The 20,385-nt window shown below is 55.5% G+C and carries 22 protein-coding genes and 1 pseudogene; 8 read left to right on the forward strand and 15 right to left on the reverse strand.

Annotation, left to right across the window (positions count from 1 at the left end; translation table 11 throughout):
• Window positions 1-66 precede the first annotated feature (66 nt).
• Window positions 67-282, reverse strand: a complete 216-nt coding sequence (gene rpsU, locus AC07P6_RS03875; protein WP_001144069.1) for a 30S ribosomal protein S21 — start codon at window positions 280-282, stop codon at window positions 67-69.
• 236 nt (window positions 283-518) lie between these two features.
• On the opposite strand from rpsU, the gene tsaD reads away from it, so the two are divergent.
• Complete coding sequence (gene tsaD, locus AC07P6_RS03880; RefSeq protein ID WP_434661424.1) at window positions 519-1,532, forward strand: tRNA (adenosine(37)-N6)-threonylcarbamoyltransferase complex transferase subunit TsaD; 1,014 nt, start codon at window positions 519-521, stop codon at window positions 1,530-1,532.
• Between the two features lie 57 nt (window positions 1,533-1,589).
• On the opposite strand, the gene ureG is transcribed toward tsaD, so the two are convergent.
• The 7 genes from ureG to AC07P6_RS03915 are packed head-to-tail and all read right to left on the reverse strand — an operon-like array spanning window position 1,590 to window position 6,529.
• Complete coding sequence (ureG, locus tag AC07P6_RS03885; RefSeq protein ID WP_182234984.1) at window positions 1,590-2,207, reverse strand: urease accessory protein UreG; 618 nt, start codon at window positions 2,205-2,207, stop codon at window positions 1,590-1,592.
• An 8-nt stretch (window positions 2,208-2,215) separates the two neighbouring features.
• Complete coding sequence (locus AC07P6_RS03890) at window positions 2,216-2,890, reverse strand: urease accessory protein UreF (RefSeq protein WP_434663936.1); 675 nt, start codon at window positions 2,888-2,890, stop codon at window positions 2,216-2,218.
• A gap of 1 nt (window position 2,891) precedes the next feature.
• Complete coding sequence (gene ureE, locus AC07P6_RS03895) at window positions 2,892-3,356, reverse strand: urease accessory protein UreE (protein ID WP_478315678.1); 465 nt, start codon at window positions 3,354-3,356, stop codon at window positions 2,892-2,894.
• Between the two features lie 9 nt (window positions 3,357-3,365).
• On the reverse strand, window positions 3,366-5,069 hold the full coding sequence (ureC, locus tag AC07P6_RS03900; RefSeq protein WP_478315680.1) for an urease subunit alpha: 1,704 nt from the start codon (window positions 5,067-5,069) through the stop codon (window positions 3,366-3,368).
• On the reverse strand, window positions 5,062-5,382 hold the full coding sequence (locus AC07P6_RS03905; protein WP_181484820.1) for an urease subunit beta: 321 nt from the start codon (window positions 5,380-5,382) through the stop codon (window positions 5,062-5,064). Before AC07P6_RS03905 ends, ureC begins: the two co-directional genes overlap by 8 nt.
• A gap of 10 nt (window positions 5,383-5,392) precedes the next feature.
• Window positions 5,393-5,695 (reverse strand): urease subunit gamma, encoded by a 303-nt coding sequence (locus AC07P6_RS03910; protein WP_110273008.1) that lies wholly within the window; start codon window positions 5,693-5,695, stop codon window positions 5,393-5,395.
• Between the two features lie 9 nt (window positions 5,696-5,704).
• Window positions 5,705-6,529, reverse strand: a complete 825-nt coding sequence (locus tag AC07P6_RS03915; protein WP_478315681.1) for an urease accessory protein UreD — start codon at window positions 6,527-6,529, stop codon at window positions 5,705-5,707.
• Between AC07P6_RS03915 and AC07P6_RS03920 the strand changes: the two are divergent.
• A pseudogene (locus AC07P6_RS03920) lies at window positions 6,519-6,602 on the forward strand (short-chain dehydrogenase); the annotation flags it as partial. The gene AC07P6_RS03915 and the pseudogene AC07P6_RS03920 overlap by 11 nt on opposite strands.
• 134 nt (window positions 6,603-6,736) lie before the next feature.
• Here AC07P6_RS03920 and plsY read toward each other — a convergent pair.
• Window positions 6,737-7,357: a glycerol-3-phosphate 1-O-acyltransferase PlsY gene (gene plsY / locus AC07P6_RS03925; protein ID WP_182234981.1), complete on the reverse strand. Its 621-nt coding sequence runs from the start codon at window positions 7,355-7,357 to the stop codon at window positions 6,737-6,739.
• A gap of 221 nt (window positions 7,358-7,578) precedes the next feature.
• Here plsY and folB point away from each other — a divergent pair, with 221 nt between their 5' ends.
• Complete coding sequence (gene folB / locus AC07P6_RS03930; RefSeq protein ID WP_434661428.1) at window positions 7,579-7,962, forward strand: bifunctional dihydroneopterin aldolase/7,8-dihydroneopterin epimerase; 384 nt, start codon at window positions 7,579-7,581, stop codon at window positions 7,960-7,962.
• A gap of 68 nt (window positions 7,963-8,030) precedes the next feature.
• On the forward strand, window positions 8,031-8,852 hold the full coding sequence (gene bacA, locus AC07P6_RS03935; protein ID WP_182234980.1) for an undecaprenyl-diphosphate phosphatase: 822 nt from the start codon (window positions 8,031-8,033) through the stop codon (window positions 8,850-8,852).
• Window positions 8,853-8,865: 13 nt separating this feature from the next.
• On the opposite strand, the gene AC07P6_RS03940 is transcribed toward bacA, so the two are convergent.
• Window positions 8,866-10,107, reverse strand: a complete 1,242-nt coding sequence (locus tag AC07P6_RS03940; protein WP_434661430.1) for a multifunctional CCA addition/repair protein — start codon at window positions 10,105-10,107, stop codon at window positions 8,866-8,868.
• 60 nt (window positions 10,108-10,167) lie between these two features.
• Complete coding sequence (locus AC07P6_RS03945) at window positions 10,168-10,788, reverse strand: TIGR04211 family SH3 domain-containing protein (RefSeq protein ID WP_112213692.1); 621 nt, start codon at window positions 10,786-10,788, stop codon at window positions 10,168-10,170.
• A gap of 214 nt (window positions 10,789-11,002) precedes the next feature.
• Here AC07P6_RS03945 and AC07P6_RS03950 point away from each other — a divergent pair, with 214 nt between their 5' ends.
• From AC07P6_RS03950 to hldE, 3 genes are read left to right on the forward strand one after another with little or no spacing between them, the layout of a single operon-like run.
• A complete protein-coding gene (locus AC07P6_RS03950) occupies window positions 11,003-12,301 on the forward strand; it encodes a CYTH domain-containing protein (protein WP_478315682.1) in 1,299 nt (432 codons plus the stop codon).
• Between the two features lie 23 nt (window positions 12,302-12,324).
• Window positions 12,325-15,159: a bifunctional [glutamate--ammonia ligase]-adenylyl-L-tyrosine phosphorylase/[glutamate--ammonia-ligase] adenylyltransferase gene (glnE, locus tag AC07P6_RS03955; RefSeq protein WP_478315683.1), complete on the forward strand. Its 2,835-nt coding sequence runs from the start codon at window positions 12,325-12,327 to the stop codon at window positions 15,157-15,159.
• A gap of 58 nt (window positions 15,160-15,217) precedes the next feature.
• Complete coding sequence (hldE, locus tag AC07P6_RS03960) at window positions 15,218-16,654, forward strand: bifunctional D-glycero-beta-D-manno-heptose-7-phosphate kinase/D-glycero-beta-D-manno-heptose 1-phosphate adenylyltransferase HldE (RefSeq protein WP_182234975.1); 1,437 nt, start codon at window positions 15,218-15,220, stop codon at window positions 16,652-16,654.
• 121 nt (window positions 16,655-16,775) lie between these two features.
• On the opposite strand, the gene AC07P6_RS03965 is transcribed toward hldE, so the two are convergent.
• From AC07P6_RS03965 to AC07P6_RS03975, 3 genes are all read right to left on the reverse strand, one after another.
• The gene (locus AC07P6_RS03965) at window positions 16,776-16,835 is read right to left on the reverse strand and encodes a type I toxin-antitoxin system Ibs family toxin (RefSeq protein ID WP_104917541.1); all 60 of its coding nucleotides are present in this window, start codon (window positions 16,833-16,835) and stop codon (window positions 16,776-16,778) included.
• 241 nt (window positions 16,836-17,076) lie between these two features.
• On the reverse strand, window positions 17,077-18,762 hold the full coding sequence (locus AC07P6_RS03970; RefSeq protein WP_478315684.1) for a flotillin family protein: 1,686 nt from the start codon (window positions 18,760-18,762) through the stop codon (window positions 17,077-17,079).
• A 31-nt stretch (window positions 18,763-18,793) separates the two neighbouring features.
• Window positions 18,794-19,423 (reverse strand): OB-fold-containig protein, encoded by a 630-nt coding sequence (locus tag AC07P6_RS03975; RefSeq protein ID WP_182234973.1) that lies wholly within the window; start codon window positions 19,421-19,423, stop codon window positions 18,794-18,796.
• 352 nt (window positions 19,424-19,775) lie between these two features.
• Between AC07P6_RS03975 and glgS the strand changes: the two genes are divergently transcribed.
• Window positions 19,776-19,985, forward strand: a complete 210-nt coding sequence (gene glgS / locus AC07P6_RS03980; protein WP_478315685.1) for a cell surface composition regulator GlgS — start codon at window positions 19,776-19,778, stop codon at window positions 19,983-19,985.
• A 34-nt stretch (window positions 19,986-20,019) separates the two neighbouring features.
• Here the strand turns inward: glgS and ubiK are convergent, their stop codons facing one another.
• Window positions 20,020-20,301, reverse strand: coding sequence for a ubiquinone biosynthesis accessory factor UbiK (gene ubiK / locus AC07P6_RS03985; protein ID WP_304253661.1), 282 nt, complete (start codon window positions 20,299-20,301; stop codon window positions 20,020-20,022).
• Between the last annotated feature and the right edge of the window lie 84 nt (window positions 20,302-20,385).

The following is a 20,385-nucleotide window of genomic DNA, read 5'->3' on the forward strand; positions in this document are numbered from 1 at the left end:
TTCCTTTCGGAAGCACGGCCTTACAACTACAACTCGGTCTGAATTGAGAGCTGAGCCCTCAATAGATTAGTACAGACGAGTGCGGCGTGCGTTTTCGCGAGCCAGTTTCTTCGCGTGACGTTTCACAGCAGAAGCTTTAGCGCGTTTACGTTCGGTAGTCGGTTTTTCATAGAACTCACGACGACGAACTTCCGCCAGAACACCTGCTTTTTCGCATGAACGTTTGAAGCGACGCAGTGCTACGTCGAACGGCTCGTTTTCACGTACTTTAATTACCGGCATGTAACTCTCACCTTTAATAAATTCGGTTTGCCGCTGGCATCAACGCCAGCTTATTTCAAAATGGTGCGGAATTTTACTGCAATTGCTGCTGCTTTGTAAAGCACCGATGCGATTTTGAAAGGGACTTTTATAAGGACAGGGAGTATACACGAAGTGAACGCCAGGGGTGAGGAAAGTTTTACATCAACCAGCATTGGTCCTACACTGCGCGGTATTGAAATGAGGTAAAACAAGTCATGCGTGTACTGGGTATTGAAACATCCTGCGATGAAACCGGCATCGCCATTTACGACGACGAAAAAGGTCTGCTAGCCAATCAACTGTATAGTCAGGTGAAATTACACGCTGATTACGGTGGCGTTGTGCCCGAACTGGCTTCCCGCGATCACGTGCGTAAAACCGTGCCGCTGATCCAGGCGGCGCTAAAAGAAGCGAGTCTGACGGCAAAAGATATTGATGCCGTCGCGTATACCGCAGGCCCGGGTCTGGTTGGCGCACTGCTGGTAGGCGCAACCGTCGGACGTTCGCTGGCGTTTGCATGGAACGTCCCAGCGATCCCGGTGCATCATATGGAAGGGCATCTGCTGGCGCCGATGCTGGAAGACAATCCGCCGCAATATCCGTTTGTTGCGCTGCTGGTCTCCGGCGGCCACACACAGCTGATTAGCGTTACCGGCATCGGTCAATATGAACTGCTGGGCGAGTCGATTGACGATGCGGCGGGTGAAGCTTTCGATAAGACCGCTAAACTGCTGGGGCTTGATTATCCTGGCGGCCCGATGCTGTCGAAGATGGCCTCGCAGGGTACCGAAGGACGTTTTGTCTTTCCTCGCCCCATGACCGACCGTCCGGGGCTGGATTTTAGCTTCTCTGGCCTGAAAACCTTTGCCGCGAACACCATTCGCAGCAACGACAATGATGATCAAACCCGCGCTGACATTGCCCGTGCTTTTGAAGATGCAGTGGTGGATACATTGATGATCAAATGCCGTCGTGCGTTGGATCAAACCGGTTTTAAGCGTCTGGTGATGGCGGGGGGCGTCAGCGCTAACCGTACGCTGCGCGCGAAGCTGGCGGAGATGATGAAAAAACGCGGGGGGGAAGTGTTCTATGCTCGCCCTGAGTTCTGCACCGATAACGGTGCGATGATTGCCTACGCGGGCATGGTTCGCCTGCACTCCGGCGCGAAAGCCGAGCTCGGCGTGACCGTTCGCCCTCGCTGGCCGCTGGCGGAGTTACCGGCAGCGTAATTTTGCCGGGCCTACGGTTTTGTAGGCCCGGCAAACGAAGTGCCAGCGGGCAATAAACTACACCCGCAACATCCCTTTCTCTTCCAGAAAAGCAATGATCTTCGCCAGGCCGTCACCAGCTTTTAAATTGGTAAACGTCCACGGACGCTCGCCGCGCATGCGCATGGTATCGCGCTCCATCACTTCCAGAGACGCGCCCACATAAGGTGCGAGATCGGTTTTATTGATCACCAGAAAGTCAGATTTGGTGATCCCCGGCCCGCCTTTGCGCGGGATCTTCTCTCCTTCCGCCACGTCGATCACGTAGAGGGTAAGGTCCGCTAGCTCCGGGCTGAAGGTGGCGCTCAGGTTATCGCCGCCACTTTCCACGAAGATAAGATCGAGGTTGCCGAATTTTTCGCTCAGGGCTTCCACTGCGGCGAGGTTCATCGATGCATCTTCACGAATAGCAGTGTGCGGGCAGCCGCCGGTTTCAACGCCGACAATCCGCTCGGGCTCCAGGGCTCCGGCTTCGGTGAGGATCCGTTGATCCTCTTTGGTATAGATGTCGTTGGTCACCACCGCTAACTGATAAGTGTCGCGCATCGCTTTGCAAAGCGCTTCCAGCAGCGCGGTTTTACCGGAGCCGACCGGGCCGCCGACGCCGACGCGCAGCGGTTGCTTAATCGTGTTCATACCTTCTCCTAAGAACGGAATAGTCGGGAATATTGGGTTTCATGCCGGGCGGAGGCGATGGCGGCAAGCGGCGTGGCCGAGCCGATAGCGCTGTCTGGCGCGGCCAGGGCACTGTCCATATCCGCCGCGTAGCGGTCGCATAGGCGCAGAATCAGCTGCTGGGCGGCTTGTTGGCCAAAAGGCACTAACTTGACGCCTGCCATCACCGCGCTCTCAATCCAGCTGTAGCCGAGGCTAAGAGCCAGGTCGGGGATGGCGATTTGCCAGCGCACGCCGAGCCATGCCATGCCGGTAAGTTGGCTTTGTTGACACAGTTTGCGCCATTCGGGCGGGCAGTCCGGTTGCCAGTCGGCGAGCAGGCGGGTGAAGGCCGCACCGCGATTGCGCTCTTCATCACGCAGCTCACGAGTTTCCCGGCAGGCGAGCAGATAAGCCGTCAAGCGCTGCGCTACGGTCAGATCGCTCGCTTCGCAGGCATGATAAAGCCGGGCGAACAGCGGCAGGTCGACGGTAAAAAAGCTCTGTTCCATCTGCCGCAGCTGCCAGCGCTCAAAGGCGGCACTATCCGGCACCCAGCCTGCTTCCACCGCCCACTCCAGCCCTTGAGACCAGCTATAGCCGCCGACCGGCAGACTGCTGCTGGCAAGCTGCATTAGCCGCAGACGTTTTTCCGGCGTCGGCATGTTAGTGGCTGTGCCCATGATCGTGGTGATGGCCGTGCGACTCGCTGGCGTAAGCTCCGGCTTCCGGTTCAAACGGCAGGTGAGCGAAATCAACGGCCAGACCAAACTGGCGCAGCATATCGTCCAGCACGTGATCATGATGGTAGCGTAGCTCGCCGGGCATGATTTGCAGCGGCACATGGCGGTTTCCTAGGTGATAGCAGGCTTTTGCCAGCACAAAGGGGTCATCACAACGCACCACTGAAACGGCTTCATCGGCGGCGATCACCTTGATAAATTCGCTGCCGTTTTCGTTGCTAAGAATATCGCCGCCGCGCAGCAGCAGGCCGCGCGGCAACAGCAGGCCCGCCTGGCGGCCATCATTAAGCGTGACTTTAATGCGGCTTTTCACCCGCACATCAATCGGCAGCGTGACGCTGGCAGTGGCCTGTGCCGGAGCGTCCACGCGTTGGGTCAAATAAAGCATTTTCACTCCTTAAAACAGGAAATAACGTTGCGCCATTGGTAGTACGTCCGCCGGTTCGCTGGTGATCAGTTCGCCGTCGATACGCACCTCGTAGGTTTGCGAATCAACGGTAATATTGGGCAGCAGTCCGTTGTGGCGCATATCGGTTTTTTGTACTGTGCGGCAGCCTTTCGCTACTGCCGTCATGCTGTGCAGGTTCAGCTTTTCAGCGACGCCGTTTTCCGCCGCCGCCTGCGACAGGAAGGTCAAGCGGCAGTGGTGACGAGCGCTACCCAGCGCGCCGAACATTGGGCGATAGTGCACCGGCTGTGGCGTTGGGATGGAAGCGTTGATATCGCCCATCGGCGCGATGGCGATCATGCCGCCTTTGACCACTGTCGCCGGTTTCACGCCGAAGAACGCCGGGGACCACAGCACCAGATCTGCCAGTTTGCCCGCTTCAATCGAACCAACTTCATGGGCGATGCCGTGGGTCAGCGCCGGGTTAATGGTGTACTTGGCGATATAGCGCTTCACGCGGTAGTTATCGTTATCCCCGTTCTCTTCCGCTAACGGGCCGCGCTGGACTTTCATGCGGTGCGCCACCTGCCAGGTACGCAAAATCACTTCACCGACGCGGCCCATGGCCTGCGAATCGGACGAGGTGAGGGAGAACGCGCCTAGGTCGTGCAGGACGTCTTCTGCGGCGATGGTTTCCCGACGAATACGCGATTCGGCAAACGCCACGTCCTCGGCGATATCCGGGTCGAGGTGATGGCAAACCATCAGCATGTCCAGATGCTCGTCAATGGTGTTGACGGTATAGGGCAGCGTTGGATTGGTCGATGACGGCAGAATATTGGGGTGTGCGCAGGCGGTAATAATATCCGGCGCATGGCCGCCGCCCGCGCCTTCGGTATGGAAAGTATGGATAGTGCGCCCGCCAATAGCCGCCAGGGTATCTTCCACGAAGCCGGATTCATTGAGAGTGTCGCTGTGCAACGCGACCTGAACATCCATCTCGTCGGCTACGGTCAGCGCGCAGTTGATTGCCGCCGGCGTCGCGCCCCAGTCTTCGTGAATTTTCAGGCCAATAACCCCCGCTGTAACCTGCTCACGCAGCGCATCCGGATTCGAGCCGTTGCCTTTGCCCAGCAGGCCGATATTGACCGGCAGACTGTCTGCCGCCTGCAGCATTCGCGAGATGTACCACGGCCCCGGCGTACAGGTTGTGGCGTTAGTTCCCGCCGCCGGACCGGTACCGCCGCCGATCATCGTGGTGACGCCGGAGACCAGCGCCTCTTCCGCCTGCTGCGGGCAGATCCAGTGAATATGGGTGTCGACGCCGCCTGCGGTGACGATCTTACCTTCCGCAGCAATAATTTCCGTCGCCGCGCCGATAGGGATCGTGACGTTGGGTTGAATGTCCGGATTCCCTGCTTTTCCGATCGCGAAGATCCGCCCGTCTTTGACGCCGATATCGGCTTTGATGATCCCCCAGTGATCGATAATCAGAGCGTTGGTCAGCACCAGATCCACGCATTCGGCGGCAAGCATCTGCCCCTGGCCCATACCGTCGCGGATCACTTTGCCACCGCCAAATTTGACCTCTTCGCCGTAGGTAGTGAGATCGTCTTCAACCTCGATCCACAGCTCGGTGTCCGCCAGGCGCACTTTGTCGCCGATGGTGGGGCCGAACATATCGGCCCAGGCCTGACGCGAAATCTCACTCATCGCTAGCCTCCAGATTGCCCATGACCTCGCCGCGAAAACCATACACCGCGCGGGTTCCGGCAAGCGCCACCAGCTCCACCTCGCGTTTTTGCCCCGGTTCGAAGCGCACCGCGGTTCCGGCGGCGATATTCAGACGATAACCGGTGGCCTGTTGACGATCGAACTTCAGCGCTGGGTTAACTTCGGCGAAGTGGTAATGCGATCCCACCTGAATCGGTCGGTCGCCATGATTCTCAACGGTAATGCGGCAGGTCGCGCGGCCAACGTTAATGGCTATCTGACCGGGCTTTACCTGATACTCTCCTGGGATCATCGTGGCTGCCTCAGATTATCGGGTTATGGACGGTGACCAGCTTCGAGCCGTCCGGAAAAGTGGCCTCAACCTGGATGTCGGGGATCATTTCCGGCACGCCTTCCATGACCTGATCGCGGCTCAGGACGTGACGTCCGTCTTCCATTAGCGCCGCGACGCTTTGACCATCGCGCGCGCCTTCCATAATAAAGGCGCTGATTAGGGCCACGGATTCGGGGTAGTTGAGCTTCAGACCGCGGGCCAGACGACGCTCTGCCACCAGCGCGGCGGTAAACAGCAACAGCTTGTCTTTTTCTCTGGGTGTTAGTTCCATAGCATTCTCTTAGGTCAGCCAGATTCGGGGAAGTAGCGGAGATTTACCGGTCAGATGCGGGCGCATAAATTGCCAGATATCGCGCATTGCCCGCTGGCAAAGCAGATTATCGTCACTTAAAAAGCGGACTGTCATCAGGCCATCGATAAGCGTGGCTCCGGCGTAATTAGCCAGTGGAATAAGCTTTTCACGCACGCCGTCCAGCAGCGTTTCGCTCGCCGGGTAGAACAGCAGAGTTCCGACCCACGGCTGCTCAGCGACGCTTGCCAGCTGTCCGTCGGCCAGACTCAGGCGCTCAATCAATTGCGGGGAGCCGTCGATCCACACTTCCAGCCGATTGGTTATCGCGCCGTGGCTAAAGGCTTCGCCAATCACCGGGCGGCCAAGACACAGTAGGTCCCAGGCCAGCAGCGTGCTGGAGGCGGTGAGGTGAAACGCGGTATGCAAAGAGGCGTTAGCGCCGGGAAAGAAGATCGCGTCCTGCGGCAGCCATTCGAGTGTTGCGTTTTCGGCCAGCGCCAGGGTTTGCTCAAGCCGTGCCTGAGCGCCGCTGCTGCGATAGAACTTACTGGCGCCGGGCATGGTGATCAACGTATGGCAACCAGGCTCAATGGTGACGCTAATGGTCAGTTCATCGCCGCCGACGATGCCGCCGGGGGGATGGAGTAAATAGAGGTGGCAGGTCTCTTCTTCAGGATAAAAAGGGCGCTGAACGGTAAGGGGACCGACATGACGACGAGAGGCGAGCGTTGTTTTCCCGCCAAGAAATTGAAACTGCAGGTCCAGCGTGGCCTGCCAGCCTTTTTTGGTCTGTGGTAACACGGTGCCGTGCAATGTCGCGCCCCTGCAAAATCAAGATAAAACAGCAGGGATGAGTATTGATCGGGGGCTAAGCATCACGGTCATATGAAAAGCTTATGCCCGTCATACTTCGAGCCGCCACCCGACAAGAATACAGCACCATATCTAAATCAAGTTTGTTATCAGCCTCATAACCGCCATACTTCGAGCTGTGGTCTCGTTGGCTACGTGATGCAAAGGTTACTTCTGCTCTGGCGTTTTCTTCTTCTTTTTTAACCGCGTCCAGATGCGGGTCTCCTGGCGACGCCACAGGCGCTGAATGTTGTCATGATGGCGTAGCAGGATCAGGCACGAAAGCATCGACACCGGGAAGGTGTATTGCGGTTTAAACCACCATACGTAGAACGGCGCGATAAGCGCGCTGACGATGGCGCCGAGAGAAGAGTAGCCGCTGAGCAGAATGGTGAGCAGCCAGGTCCCCGCCATCACGCCGGTGAGATCCCAGCCGATAGGGGCAATAGCACCAAAAGCAGTAGCCACGCCTTTGCCGCCGCGAAAATTAAAGAATACCGGCCAGATGTGACCCACGCAGGCGGCAATCGCTACCAGGCCAAGCCAGAACGGGGTCAGGCCCAATGCCCACGCGCCCCAGACGGGCAGCATGCCTTTCAGCACGTCAAAAATAAGCACCGCTACGGCTGCTCTCTTGCCGCCTATTCGCAGGACGTTGGTCGCCCCGGGATTGCCGGAGCCGTTATCGCGAGGATCGGGCAGGCCAGCGAGGCGGCACACCAGAATGGCGCTGGAGATTGAGCCGCAGAGGTAGGCGAGGATAACCAGTCCAGGCGCGATTGCACTCATCAGCTGTTCCATTTTGAAAGTGTCGGTTTATCCCCGTCACCTTTCGCGCAGTCGGCGCGTCGGTTTGCCTGGACGCATAGTGGCGCTATGTTCCCGAAGGCTCGCTGCGTCGCTGCTTTCCCGCAACGCAAATTATTTAGGGGATGTCTTTGCATCTGTGGATAATACGCATAATTCGCCGGAAGTGGTATCCGGTTTAGCCAAAAAGCAGGCAGGTCGTGATGGATATTGTATTTATAGAGCAACTTTCGGTAATCACCACTATTGGTGTTTATGACTGGGAACAAACCATCGAACAGAAGCTGGTGTTCGATATCGAAATGGCGTGGGATAACCGCAAAGCGGCGGCCAGTGATGATGTCAGCGATTGTCTCAGCTATGCTGACATCAGCGAGCTGGTGATTAATCACGTTGAGGGCGCGAGTTTTGCGCTTGTCGAACGCGTGGCGGAAGAAATTGCCGACCTGCTGCTGGAAAAGTTCCAATCTCCATGGGTACGTATTAAAGTCAGCAAGCCTGGCGCAGTGGCCCGGGCAACGAACGTTGGTGTCATTATTGAGCGTGGCCTTAATCTGAAACAAAACTTTTCAGGTCATACTTGTTAAACAAATTGCGTTTATACCGGTCATAGTTCCTGGTTTTTTTCATTTTACTTTTTAAAGGGTTTAATTGGATGAGCGATATACACTCGCTGCTGGTGGCGGCAATATTGGGTGTGGTTGAGGGTTTGACAGAATTTTTACCTGTTTCCAGTACGGGTCATATGATTATTGTCGGTCATCTTCTTGGTTTTGAAGGCGATACCGCAAATACTTTTGAGGTGGTGATTCAGCTAGGTTCTATTCTTGCGGTTGTTGTGATGTTCTGGCGTCGTCTGTTTGGTCTTATCGGTATTCATTTTGGCAGACCTCCAGAGCATGAAGGCCAGGGCAGTGGTCGTTTATCGCTTATTCATATTCTTCTTGGGATGATCCCGGCGGTGGTGCTGGGGCTGATTTTCCATGATTCCATTAAGTCTCTTTTCAATCCGGTTAACGTGATGTATGCGCTGATTGTTGGCGGTGTGCTGCTGATCGCGGCGGAAGTGCTGAAACCAAAACAGCCGCGCGCAGTAGGCATTGACGATATGACCTATCGTCAGGCGTTCGTGATCGGTTGCTTCCAGTGTCTGGCTCTGTGGCCGGGTTTCTCGCGTTCCGGGGCGACCATTTCTGGCGGGATGCTGATGGGCGTAAGCCGCTATGCGGCTTCTGAGTTCTCGTTCCTGCTGGCGGTGCCGATGATGATGGGCGCAACCGTGCTGGATATGTACAAGAGCATCGGTTTTCTGAGCGTTAGCGATATTCCGATGTTTGCCGTTGGCTTCATCACCGCGTTTATCGTCGCGCTGATTGCGATTAAAACCTTCCTGCAGCTGATTAAACGTATCTCGTTTATTCCGTTCGCTATCTACCGTTTTGTCGTTGCGGCAGCGGTCTACGTGGTCTTCTTCTGATAAGACCTGGCCCTCAGTCTTGCGGCTGAGGGCAACGTTTTTCTTTCCATTGTGCTACGGCTTTAATCCGCCGACGCGTCAGCTCTTCGCGAATCTCAATCCCCTGAAAACCTTCAGCCACTACCTGTTTCGTCGACACCGATTTGGCCACTTCCCAGGCTTCAAGCAGCAGGCGACCCTGAGGGTAATCGCAAGCCTCAAAACCGGCGCGCCCGCGCACGTCGGCTTCGCTGGTTAAGGCAATTTGCCTGACTCGATGCGGTTTGCGCCAGGCGTCAATGTTATCGAACAGTTTGACCAGCGTTTTAGGCTGTAGCATTGGCAGGGTATGAATCAGATCGTGAAATTCGGCGACCAGTTTTGCCAGATCGCGGATTTCATTGGGTACCCGCAGGCGAACGCAAAGCTGTTCGACCAGCTTAACGCCAGCCGGGCCGTGACCATGATGGCGTGGCCAGAGCTCTTTCGGCGTCAGCCCTTTCCCGAGATCGTGACACAGGGTGGCGAAACGCACGTCCACTTCAGGAGAGAGCATTGCCGCCATCGTGATGGTCATCAGGGTATGCAGACCCGTGTCGATTTCCGGATGCCATTTAGCAGGTGCTGGTACGCCGTAGAGGGCGTCGACTTCCGGGAACAACACCTTGAGCGCACGACAGTCGCGTAAGGTCTGAAAGAAAACCTGGGGATTACGGGTGGTGAGGGCGCTCTCCGTCTCTTTCCACACCCGCTCGGGCGTGAGGTGCGCAAGTTCACCGGCATCGGCCATCGTGCGCATCAGCGCCATAGTTTCATCAGCGATGCGAAAGCCCAGATGCGCATAGCGCGCGGCAAAACGCGCCACCCGCAGAACTCGCAGCGGATCTTCGCTAAAGGCGGGCGAGACGTGACGCAGCAGGCGCAGACGCAAATCATCCTGGCCGCCGTAGGGATCGATAATCAGACCGTCAGCATCCTGGGCCAGTGCATTAATTGTTAGATCGCGGCGCTGCAGGTCTTGCTCGAGGGTGACGTCAGCGGCGGCATAGCAGGTAAAGCCGGTGTAACCGGAACCGGATTTCCGCTCGGTACGCGCCAGGGCATACTCTTCACGGCTTTGCGGATGAAGGAACACGGGAAAATCGCGGCCTACCTGCTGGTAGCCCGCGTCGAGTAATTGCTGAGGCGTAGCGCCAACTACGACCCAATCTCTGTCTTTGACCGGTAGCCTTAATAACGCATCCCGAACCGCACCACCGACCAGATAAACCTTCACGCCTTACTCTCCCGTATTCGTTTTCTCACGATGATACGTAAGTCTGGCAGAGAAGACGAATTAGTTCATCCAGCGGTCTTTGCGTTTGCGGCTCGGCACCAGGTGTGGCAATACCAGACCGAGGAGCAGGCCGACGCCGAGCACGCCGCCGCCATACATAAACCACTGCATGATAATGGTGCGCTGTTTGTCATCTAATTGCAGATTGGCGGCGCTCACCTTCTTCTGCGCGACAACCAGCTCGTTTTTCAGCTTTTGGTTCTCTTCTTTCAGGCCGTTGATAACGGCATCGCTACCGGCGACTTTCTTTTGCATGTCCGCCGTACGCTGGTTCCAGGTGGTATCGATGTTGTTCAGCTTATCGGTCAGGGTTTTGACCTGGTTTTCCAGGTCCGGCACGCGGATGCGGATACTGGGCTCATTGCTCAGCTCTTTCAGTGGGATCCAGGCGGTACGACCGCTGCTGTCGCGCACTTGTGCATAACTGGTGCTGTCATTAGTTTGCAGCACCGCGACTTCTTCCCCGGCGTTGATGGTGCCTACGAGACGATAGTTATCGCCCGGACCGCTGCGAACCCAGGTATTCAGTTCATCAGAAACGTAACGCTTTTCTTCCGCGTGAACCGCCGTGGCGGCGCTAAGCGCCAGCAAAGTAAATGTAATAAGGCGTAATTTTGGCATCAGGTCATCGTTTGGTCATAAAAAGTTGAACGATAGTAGTGGCATCACCGTAGTGACGCAAAGTTTTCCGCCACAATCGGAATCATCCAACAGGTGGCCCGGCAAAATGCGCATTGCATGGCGATTCGCCGCAAAATACTATTTACTGACAAGAAATATCGTCGTTAGTTCGCCGCATTTTCCCGGCACAGCACATAAGCGGAAGAATTCAGTCATGGCTCAAGAAATCGAATTAAAGTTTATCGTCGCCCACAATGGTGTAGACGTACTGCGTCAGCACCTTAGCGCGTTAGAAGCTAAACACACGCCCGCAGCTCAACTGCTGAATATTTACTACGAAACGGCGGACAATTGGCTGCGTCGCCACGATATGGGGTTGCGCATTCGCGGTGACCAGGGGCGTTATGAAATGACGCTGAAAATCGCCGGTCGCGTGGTGGGCGGGCTACATCAGCGCCCGGAGTACAATATTGCGCTGGAAAAACCAGAACTGGCGCTGGAGAGGCTTCCTGCCGAAGTCTGGCCACAGGGCGAGCTGCCGGTCGAGCTTGCGCAGAACGTACAGCCGCTTTTTAGTACCGATTTCGAACGTGAAAGATGGGTAGTGAAAGAAGGCGGTAGCGAGATTGAAATTGCCCTCGATCGGGGGGAAGTCAAAGCTGGTGAGCATCAGGAGCCTATCTGCGAACTGGAACTGGAGCTGTTGTCTGGCGATCCGCAGGATATTCTGACCCTTGCCCATCGCCTGCTGGATATCGGCGTGCTGCGTCAGGGAAGTCTGAGCAAAGCGGCTCGCGGCTATCATCTGGCGCAGGGCAATGAAGAGCGTCCGCTAACCGCATTATCTGTTTTGCGTGTGACGCCGAAGGCCAGCGTGGAGCAGGCGCTGGAGGCGGCGCTGGAAAACGCGCTGGCGCACTGGCTCTATCATGATGAAGTCCTCAATCGTGGCAATTCAAAAGCGAAAGTCGAGATTTTGCAGGCGATTGCCCGCGTTCGGCATACGCTGGTGTTGTTTGGCGGTATTGTCCCTCGTAAGGCAACGACCCAACTTCGTGAGCGCTTGAACGAAGCTGAAGCTGCGTTGTTGGAGGAAAAGAACGCCCAGGCGGCGCTGTTTAATGTTGCCTGCGTAGGCGCTAAGCTGGCGCTTACCGAGTGGCTGGTGAATCGCGGCTGGCGTCCCTTTATGAACGCAGCCGGTGAACAGAAAATCAGCGGCTCTTTCAAACGCTTTGCTGATATTCAGCTCTCCCGCGCGGCGGCTGAGCTGAAAAACTCGATTGCGCAGCCGTCAGCCGATGAGTATGTCGGTCAGCTTCCGCGCCTGGCACGCGAAATCGACAGCGTTCAGCTTCTGGCTGGTGCGTATGCAGATGTTGCCGCGCCGTGGTTGGAAAGCTGGCAAGAAATCCACCGGGCGATTGAGCATAACGACAGCAGCGTCCTCGAATATTTCCGTCGCCAGGCGCTGGCAGCAGAGCCGTTCTGGCTGCATAGTGGAAAACGATAATTTCAGGCCAGGGAGCCCCTAAGATGCCGCTTTCTTCGCAATTACAGCAGCACTGGCAGACGGTCATAGACCGGCTACCGGCGGATTTTCCAGTATCCACATTAAGTGAGCAGGCGCAGTCGGTGATGGCATTCAGCGATTTCGTCGAGCACAGTCTGGTCGCCCAACCGCAATGGCTGGCGGAACTTGAAAGCTCGCCGCCTGAGGCGCAGGAGTGGCGTCATTACGCCGACTGGCTACAGACGCGTCTTGCAGAGGTGAATGATGAAGCCACGTTGATGCGCGAACTGCGCCAGTTTCGCCGCTGGATAATGGTGCGTATCGCCTGGGCCCAGTCGTTATCGCTGGTCAGCGAAGAGAGCAGTTTGCAGCAGCTAAGCGTGCTGGCGGAAACGCTGATTGTCGCCGCTCGCGACTGGCTTTACGTTGCCTGTTGCCGCGAATGGGGGACTCCGTGCAATGCAGAAGGTTCGCCGCAGCCGCTGTTGATTTTGGGGATGGGTAAACTTGGCGGCGGCGAGCTTAACTTCTCCTCCGACATCGACCTGATTTTTGCCTGGCCGGAGCACGGCTCCACGCAAGGTGGGCGTCGGGAGTTGGATAACGCGCAGTTTTTTACCCGTCTTGGACAACGTTTAATCAAGGTCCTGGATCAGCCCACTCAGGATGGTTTCGTTTATCGCGTCGACATGCGCCTGCGCCCGTTTGGCGATAGCGGTCCGCTGGTGTTGAGCTTCGCCGCGCTAGAGGATTATTACCAGGAGCAGGGGCGCGACTGGGAGCGATACGCGATGGTGAAAGCGCGGATTATGGGGGATAACGATGGCATTTATGCCAGCGAACTGCGCGCCATGCTGCGACCGTTCGTCTTCCGTCGCTACATCGATTTCAGCGTCATTCAGTCCCTGCGCAACATGAAAGGGATGATTGCCCGTGAAGTGCGCCGCCGGGGGCTGAAGGACAATATCAAGCTCGGCGCGGGCGGCATCCGTGAGATTGAATTTATCGTCCAGGTCTTCCAGTTGATTCGCGGCGGGCGCGAGCCGATGCTGCAACAGCGTGCTTTGTTGCCGACGCTGGCCGCTATCGAAGAGCTTCATTTGTTACCTGAAGGTGATGCGCCAGGGCTGCGAGAGGCCTATCTGTTTTTACGTCGCCTGGAAAACTTGCTGCAAAGCATCAACGACGAGCAGACGCAAACCCTGCCGCAGGATGAGCTTAATCGCGCCAGACTAGCGTGGGGGATGGGTGCTGCAGATTGGGATACGCTTAGCGTGCGGCTGGCGGAGCAGATGGCCAACGTGCGGCGCGTCTTTAATGAATTGATCGGTGATGATGAAGCACAATCGCCAGATGAACAGCTCGCAGAGTACTGGCGCGAACTGTGGCAGGACGCGCTGGAAGAGGACGATACCAGCCCGGCGCTGGCGCATCTTGCGGATAACGATCGCCGCAGCGTGCTGGCGCTGATCGCCGATTTCCGTAAAGAGCTGGACCGACGCACGATTGGCCCGCGCGGTCGTCAGGTGCTTGATCAGCTCATGCCGCATCTGCTGAGCGAAATTTGTTCACGTGCGGATGCTCCGGTGCCTTTGGCGCGCATTACGCCGCTACTGACCGGGATCGTCACTCGTACCACTTATCTTGAGCTGCTGAGCGAATTCCCCGGCGCGTTGAAGCACCTGATTAGCCTGTGCGCCGCTTCGCCGATGGTCGCCAGCCAGCTGGCGCGGCACCCGTTGCTGCTGGATGAGCTGCTGGATCCAAATACTCTCTATCAGCCGACGGCCACCGACGCCTACCGCGATGAGCTGCGCCAGTATCTGCTGCGCGTGCCGGAAGAGGATGAAGAGCAGCAACTGGAAGCGTTACGCCAGTTTAAGCAAGCTCAGTTGTTACACATTGCCGCTGCCGACATCGCCGGGACGCTGCCGGTGATGAAAGTGAGCGATCACTTAACCTGGCTGGCTGAGGCGATGATCGATGCGGTAGTCCAGCAGGCGTGGCTGCAAATGGTCGCCCGCTATGGTCAGCCAACGCATCTGCACGATCGTCAGGGGCGCGGCTTTGCGGTGGTTGGCTACGGCAAGCTGGGGGGCTGGGAACTGGGCTACAGTTCTGACCTCGATCTGGTGTTCCTGCATGACTGCCCGATGGAAGTGATGACCGACGGCGAGCGCGAAATTGATGGTCGCCAATTTTATCTGCGCCTGGCGCAGCGCATTATGCATCTTTTCAGCACCCGAACGCCTTCGGGCATTCTGTACGAAGTGGACGCTCGCTTACGTCCTTCAGGCGCGGCGGGTATGCTGGTTACCACCACCGATTCCTTTGCTGATTATCAGCAAAACGAAGCTTGGACCTGGGAACATCAGGCGTTGGTTCGCGCTCGCGTTGTCTATGGCGACCCTGAGCTACAGGCGCGTTTTGACGTGATTCGTCGGGATATTCTTACCACTGCGCGCGAAGGCGAAAAACTGCAAAGTGAAGTGCGGGAAATGCGTGAAAAAATGCGCGCTCACCTCGGCAATAAGCACCATGATCGCTTTGATATTAAAGCTGATGCTGGCGGGATCACGGATATTGAATTTATTACCCAGTATCTGGTCCTACGCTATGCCAGTGATAAGCCGAAACTCACGCGTTGGTCTGATAACGTGCGCATTCTGGAACTGCTGGCGCAGAACGATATTATGGACGATGCAGAGGCGAGGGCATTGACCCATGCCTACACCACGTTACGCGATGCGTTGCATCACCTGGCCCTGCAGGAGCTGCCGGGGAACGTGGCGCCTGACGCGTTTAGTCAGGAACGTGAACAGGTCAGCGCCAGCTGGCAGAAGTGGTTGATGGCTTAACTAAAAAAACGGGTGTGCTATTATCGCGCGCAAAGTTTGCGTCTCGCAGGAGAAAGTAATGAAAGTAACGCTGCCAGAGTTTGAACGTGCAGAAGTGTTGGTGGTTGGCGATGTGATGCTGGACCGCTACTGGTATGGCCCTACTAGCCGAATTTCGCCGGAAGCGCCGGTGCCGGTGGTGAAAGTAGAAAATATCGAAGAACGTCCTGGCGGTGCGGCAAACGTAGCGATGAACATTGCGTCGCTCGGTGCGACTTCTCGCCTGGTTGGCTTGACCGGGATTGACGATGCTGCCCGTGCGTTGAGCAAGGCGCTGGCCGACGTCAATGTGAAGTGCGACTTTGTATCCCTGCCGACGCATCCAACAATCACCAAGCTACGCGTGCTTTCGCGCAACCAGCAGCTAATTCGTCTTGATTTCGAAGAAGGTTTCTCTGGCGTCGATCCGCAGCCGATGCACGAGCGTATTCAGCAGGCGCTGAGCTCTATTGGTGCGCTGGTGCTGTCTGACTACGCCAAAGGCGCGCTGACCAGCGTGCAGACCATGATTAAGCTCGCTCGTGACGCGGGCGTTCCGGTGTTGATCGACCCGAAAGGCACTGATTTTGAACGCTATCGTGGTGCTACGCTGCTGACGCCGAACCTCTCCGAGTTTGAAGCGGTAGCGGGGAAATGTCAGAACGAAGCGGAAATCGTTGAGCGTGGGATGAAAATTATCACTGATTTCGAGCTGTCTGCGCTGCTGGTCACTCGCTCCGAGCAGGGTATGACGCTGCTGCAACCGGGCCGACCAGCTCTGCATATGCCGACTCAGGCGCAGGAGGTTTATGACGTTACCGGCGCGGGCGATACGGTGATTGGCGTGCTGGCCGCGACGCTGGCTTCCGGTAATTCGCTGGAAGAGGCCTGCTACTTCGCCAACGCGGCGGCAGGCGTGGTGGTGGGCAAACTCGGTACCTCTACCGTTTCGCCTATCGAGCTGGAAAATGCGGTTCGCGGGCGTTCAGAAACGGGCTTTGGCGTGATGAACGAAGAAGAGCTGAAGCTGGCAGTGGCTGCGGCGCGTAAACGCGGCGAGAAAGTCGTGATGACCAACGGCGTGTTCGACATTCTGCACGCGGGCCACGTCTCCTATCTGGCGAATGCGCGCAAGCTGGGCGACCGCCTGATTGTTGCTGTTAACAGCGACGCATCGACCAAACGCCTGAAAGGCGAGTCTCGCCCGGTGAACCCGCTGGATCAACGAATGATCGTACTGGGTGCGCTGGAAGCTGTCGACTGGGTGGTCTCTTTTGAAGAAGATACGCCACAGCGGCTGATTGCAGGCATTCTGCCGGACCTGTTGGTGAAGGGCGGCGACTACAAGCCGGAGCAGATTGCCGGTAGCGAAGAGGTGTGGGCAAACGGCGGCGAGGTGCTGGTGCTCAACTTTGAAGATGGCTGTTCGACAACCAATATCATTAAGAAGATCCAGAAAGATAGCGATAAATCATGAATGTTGAAGGCGCATTGAGGATTTCGCTTTGGTGCGCTCCTCGCTGTTGACGCTGCTGTTTTTTCGACCTACAGTAAAGGAATAAGGGTGAGAGGGGATTTCTCCCCCCTCTGATTGACTGTTAGTAAGCGTGGAAACTTATCAGTAACAGCACAATCAGTATGATGACCAGTTTCATCATAACCCTTTCCTTATTAAAGCCTCTTCTTCGGGAGGGGCTTTCCCGTTTCAGCCCCTTGCTGACACAGCGATTGTTAGCGAGCGTCCTTACTGGCGCAAGGGCTTCCCCTCTCCGATTTTTTATTACTGGATCGTCCACGCAAAAACAGTGTTCCTGGCGCTGAAAAGTCATGTTTGGGATAAAAAAATCCCCGGCTTTTGGGGCCAGGGATGAGGTGTTTAGCGATTTTGCTGGGAAGCGATTATGCTTCTTTTCCTACTGATTCCTCACCTGGCTCGATCGCTGTTGGTGAATTTAGTGGCGTGGTCAGAGCATTAAGCGAACCACCGGAGAGGCCAATTTCATTTAACAGCGAATCAATCAGCGGTGCCTGGGTACGATAGGAAAGGGCCGCGGACAACGCCTGCTCCGCCAGATTGCTGCCGCCTGCGCTGACGGTGGCGTTTTCCGCGCCGCCAGCGCCGCCGCCCCGGTTAAGGCCGTCAACCTGAATAATCTTGATGCCTTCAATGGACTTCATCGGCTCAACGGATTTCTCGATAACCGCCGGTAGCGATTGCAGCAGCGCCAGTTTGAATTTCAGACTGGTCTGCTGATCGGAAAGTACGTTGATAGCATCGTTGAGTGCGCGCTGGGCTTCCGCTTCCGCGAGGCCCTTTTTCTTTGTGGCTTCTGCCAGTTCCACGATTGCCGCTGCCTGAAGCTCAGCGGCTTCTTTTTCTGCTTTTGCCCGAACCGTCAGCTCGACCGCCTGGGTTTCTGCATCCTGAGAGGCGGCGATTAACGCAACCTGTTTAGCACGATCGGCTTCCGCCGTTTGGCGCGTGGTTTCAACGTTTTGCTGTGCGCGGACGGATTCGGCCAGCGCGTCGTTTGCACGAGCTTCTGCCTGAGACTGCTGTTCGGATTTTGCGGCGATGGCGATAGATTTTGTCTGATTCGCAATTTCCGTCGCCTGCTGTTGCTCGATCTCTTTAATGCGAATTTCCCGTTCCGCTTCGACCTTTTTAGTCCGCACAATCTGCTCGCGTTCGATTTCGCTTTCCTGAATCTGTCGTTCAGCCTGGATGCGTGTTTGTTCCGCTTCGCGATGGCGTTCCGCTTCAAAAGCGGCGATTTTCGCGTTTTGCTCGGCGGTGCGGGTTTTCACCTGCTGCTCCTGCTCAAGCGTCATAAAGGCTTCTTGCTGTGCGATTTCGAGCTTGCGCGACAGGGCATCGCGGTTTTTTTCCCGCACGGCAACTTCAACGTCCTGCTCGACTTCATTACGCTCGCGACGACGACGCTCCGTCTCCTGGGTGAGCTTAGTCAGACCTTCGGCGTCAAAGGCGTTGTTGGGGTTGAAGTGCTCTTTCGAAGTCTGGTTGAAGTTGGTCAACGAGACGCTTTCCAGCTCCAGGCCGTTTTTGGATAAGTCTTCAGCAACGGTATTTTGTACGCCCTGCACGAAGTTTTCACGCGTATCCTGCAGCTCATGCATGGTCATCTGCGCCGCGGTGGCGCGCAGGGCATCCACGAACTTATCCTCGACCAGCATGCGTAAATCTTCCGGCGACAATGTGCGTTGACCGAGGGTTTGCGCTGCGGTGGCAATACCTTCAATAGACGGTTTGACCCTGACGAAGAAGGCCACAACGACGTCGACGCGCATACGATCTTTGGTGATCAGGCTGTCGGCGGTAGAGCGGCTAACTTCAAGCTTCAGGGTATTCATGTTGATCGGAATGATTTCGTGGAAAATGGGCATGGAGATAGCACCGCCGCTCATAACCACTTTTTGTCCGCCAAGACCTGTACGGACAAAAGCCTGTTCTGCGGAAGCCCGGCGATAGAGCCTGGCGAAAATAATACCGATAACCAATAGAACAATGACGACGACGCCCGCCGTAAACATCCATGAGGGGAATAAGCCAGTAATGCCATCCATTATGTAACCTCCTTATTTATGAGAAACAAAACTATAAAACGTGTGGCCAGGGATTTAGCTCAGCTAAATAACGTGTTGAGGTAAGTCTGAGGATAATTAGAACCCGATCCCCTCTTTTAAACTCTTTACCCTCTTCCGGCTCAAGTAATAAATAATGTGTTTGACCGAATTTATCCGTGAACTTTCCTTCGCACGGACGGCCTGACTCGGCAAAATGACCGGTAATAAGGGCCATGCTGCCAATAAAATCGTCTTCGGTAATCGCAGTGGTTTCATCCAGCGGCAACCATGGCGCAATGGCTTTTCCCGTGTAGTGTACCGCGATGCCAGAGACCACCAGGCAGACCGGCGCTAACAGGAAGTTGTTTAACGGCGATGACATAAGGCTCACCCAGGCATGCTGAATGATGATACCGAGAAAACCAAAATAGCCTCCCAGCAGACAGAGTACGATAAGTGCAGGGATTCGCCCGATATTCAGATAATGAAGAACCTGGCCGATGTTACCGGAAGTTAAAGAGTCAAAATGATTTAAATGCGCGTCAATAATGCCGGAAAGCAGATGTCCGAAAATAAGCGCAATAACTTCCAGAAGACCAATAAGGAGTACGAATGATAGGGCAAAAAGATAAGGGTTGTTGTATTCGGAAAATAGATGCATGAATCTCCTTATTCGTGAAAGATCTTATAAAGATTTTACCCGGATACTGGTGGTTAGTTTAACAATAATACGCGCAATAGAATAGGTAATATCGCTATTCCTTTTGTTTTTTAATGCGCTCAGACGGAGCTTAAACGGTGCAGTATCCAGGGGGACCTGGAGACAAAGGGGAGAGAGGTTCAGCGATGTGAGATCACACTTTAAAACCTAATGATGAGAATTATGATTCAGCGCAATAAATAGCCACTTTGAGCGCATTTTTCGCCCAAAAAAGGTTAAGGTAAGGGTAAATACTGAAGTGAGTAAAAAGCATATGACCAATCAGAATACCAACGGCTGAAGGAGTATGCGGATGAATAGTAAAGACATGTATTTGATGAAGAATTTTGATTTTCTGGCTCAGAGTTTCGCCAGAATGTACGCACAAGGTCAGCCCGTCGATCTTCAGGCCATTGTCGGTAACATGGATGAAGCGCATCGCGAATGGTTTTGCCAACGATATGAGTTTTACCGCCAGCAGGTGAGTAAGGCCATGAGCCCAGAAGCGGAGCTGGAGCACTGAGACTACAACGGGCCGAAAAGGCCCGTTGCTTGTTTTACGGCTTCTCTTCTGCGTCCGGAGTCACCGAGACGCTCACCGAACGGCTTTCCAGTTCGCTCAGGCGTTGTTCCAGCAAAGCTAGTTTTTCACGTGTACGCAGCAGTACCTGCGTCTGCACATCAAACTCTTCGCGGCTTACCAGATCCAGACGAGTTAACTGCGACTGGAGCACCTGACGAATTTTTTTCTCCACATCTTCTCCAAGGTCACGAAGGCCTTTCGGCATTGACTCATGGACCTGACGGGCGATCTGTTCAATTTTTTTCGGGTCAATCATGGTGGTTTCCTGATCTGGTCGGTTTGCCGCTCATTGTAGTGCGATCGTCGGTACCGATAAACCATAAATGTTTGAAGCTTATGC

It is taken from the genome of Klebsiella sp. GFKo11 (assembly GCF_056490265.1).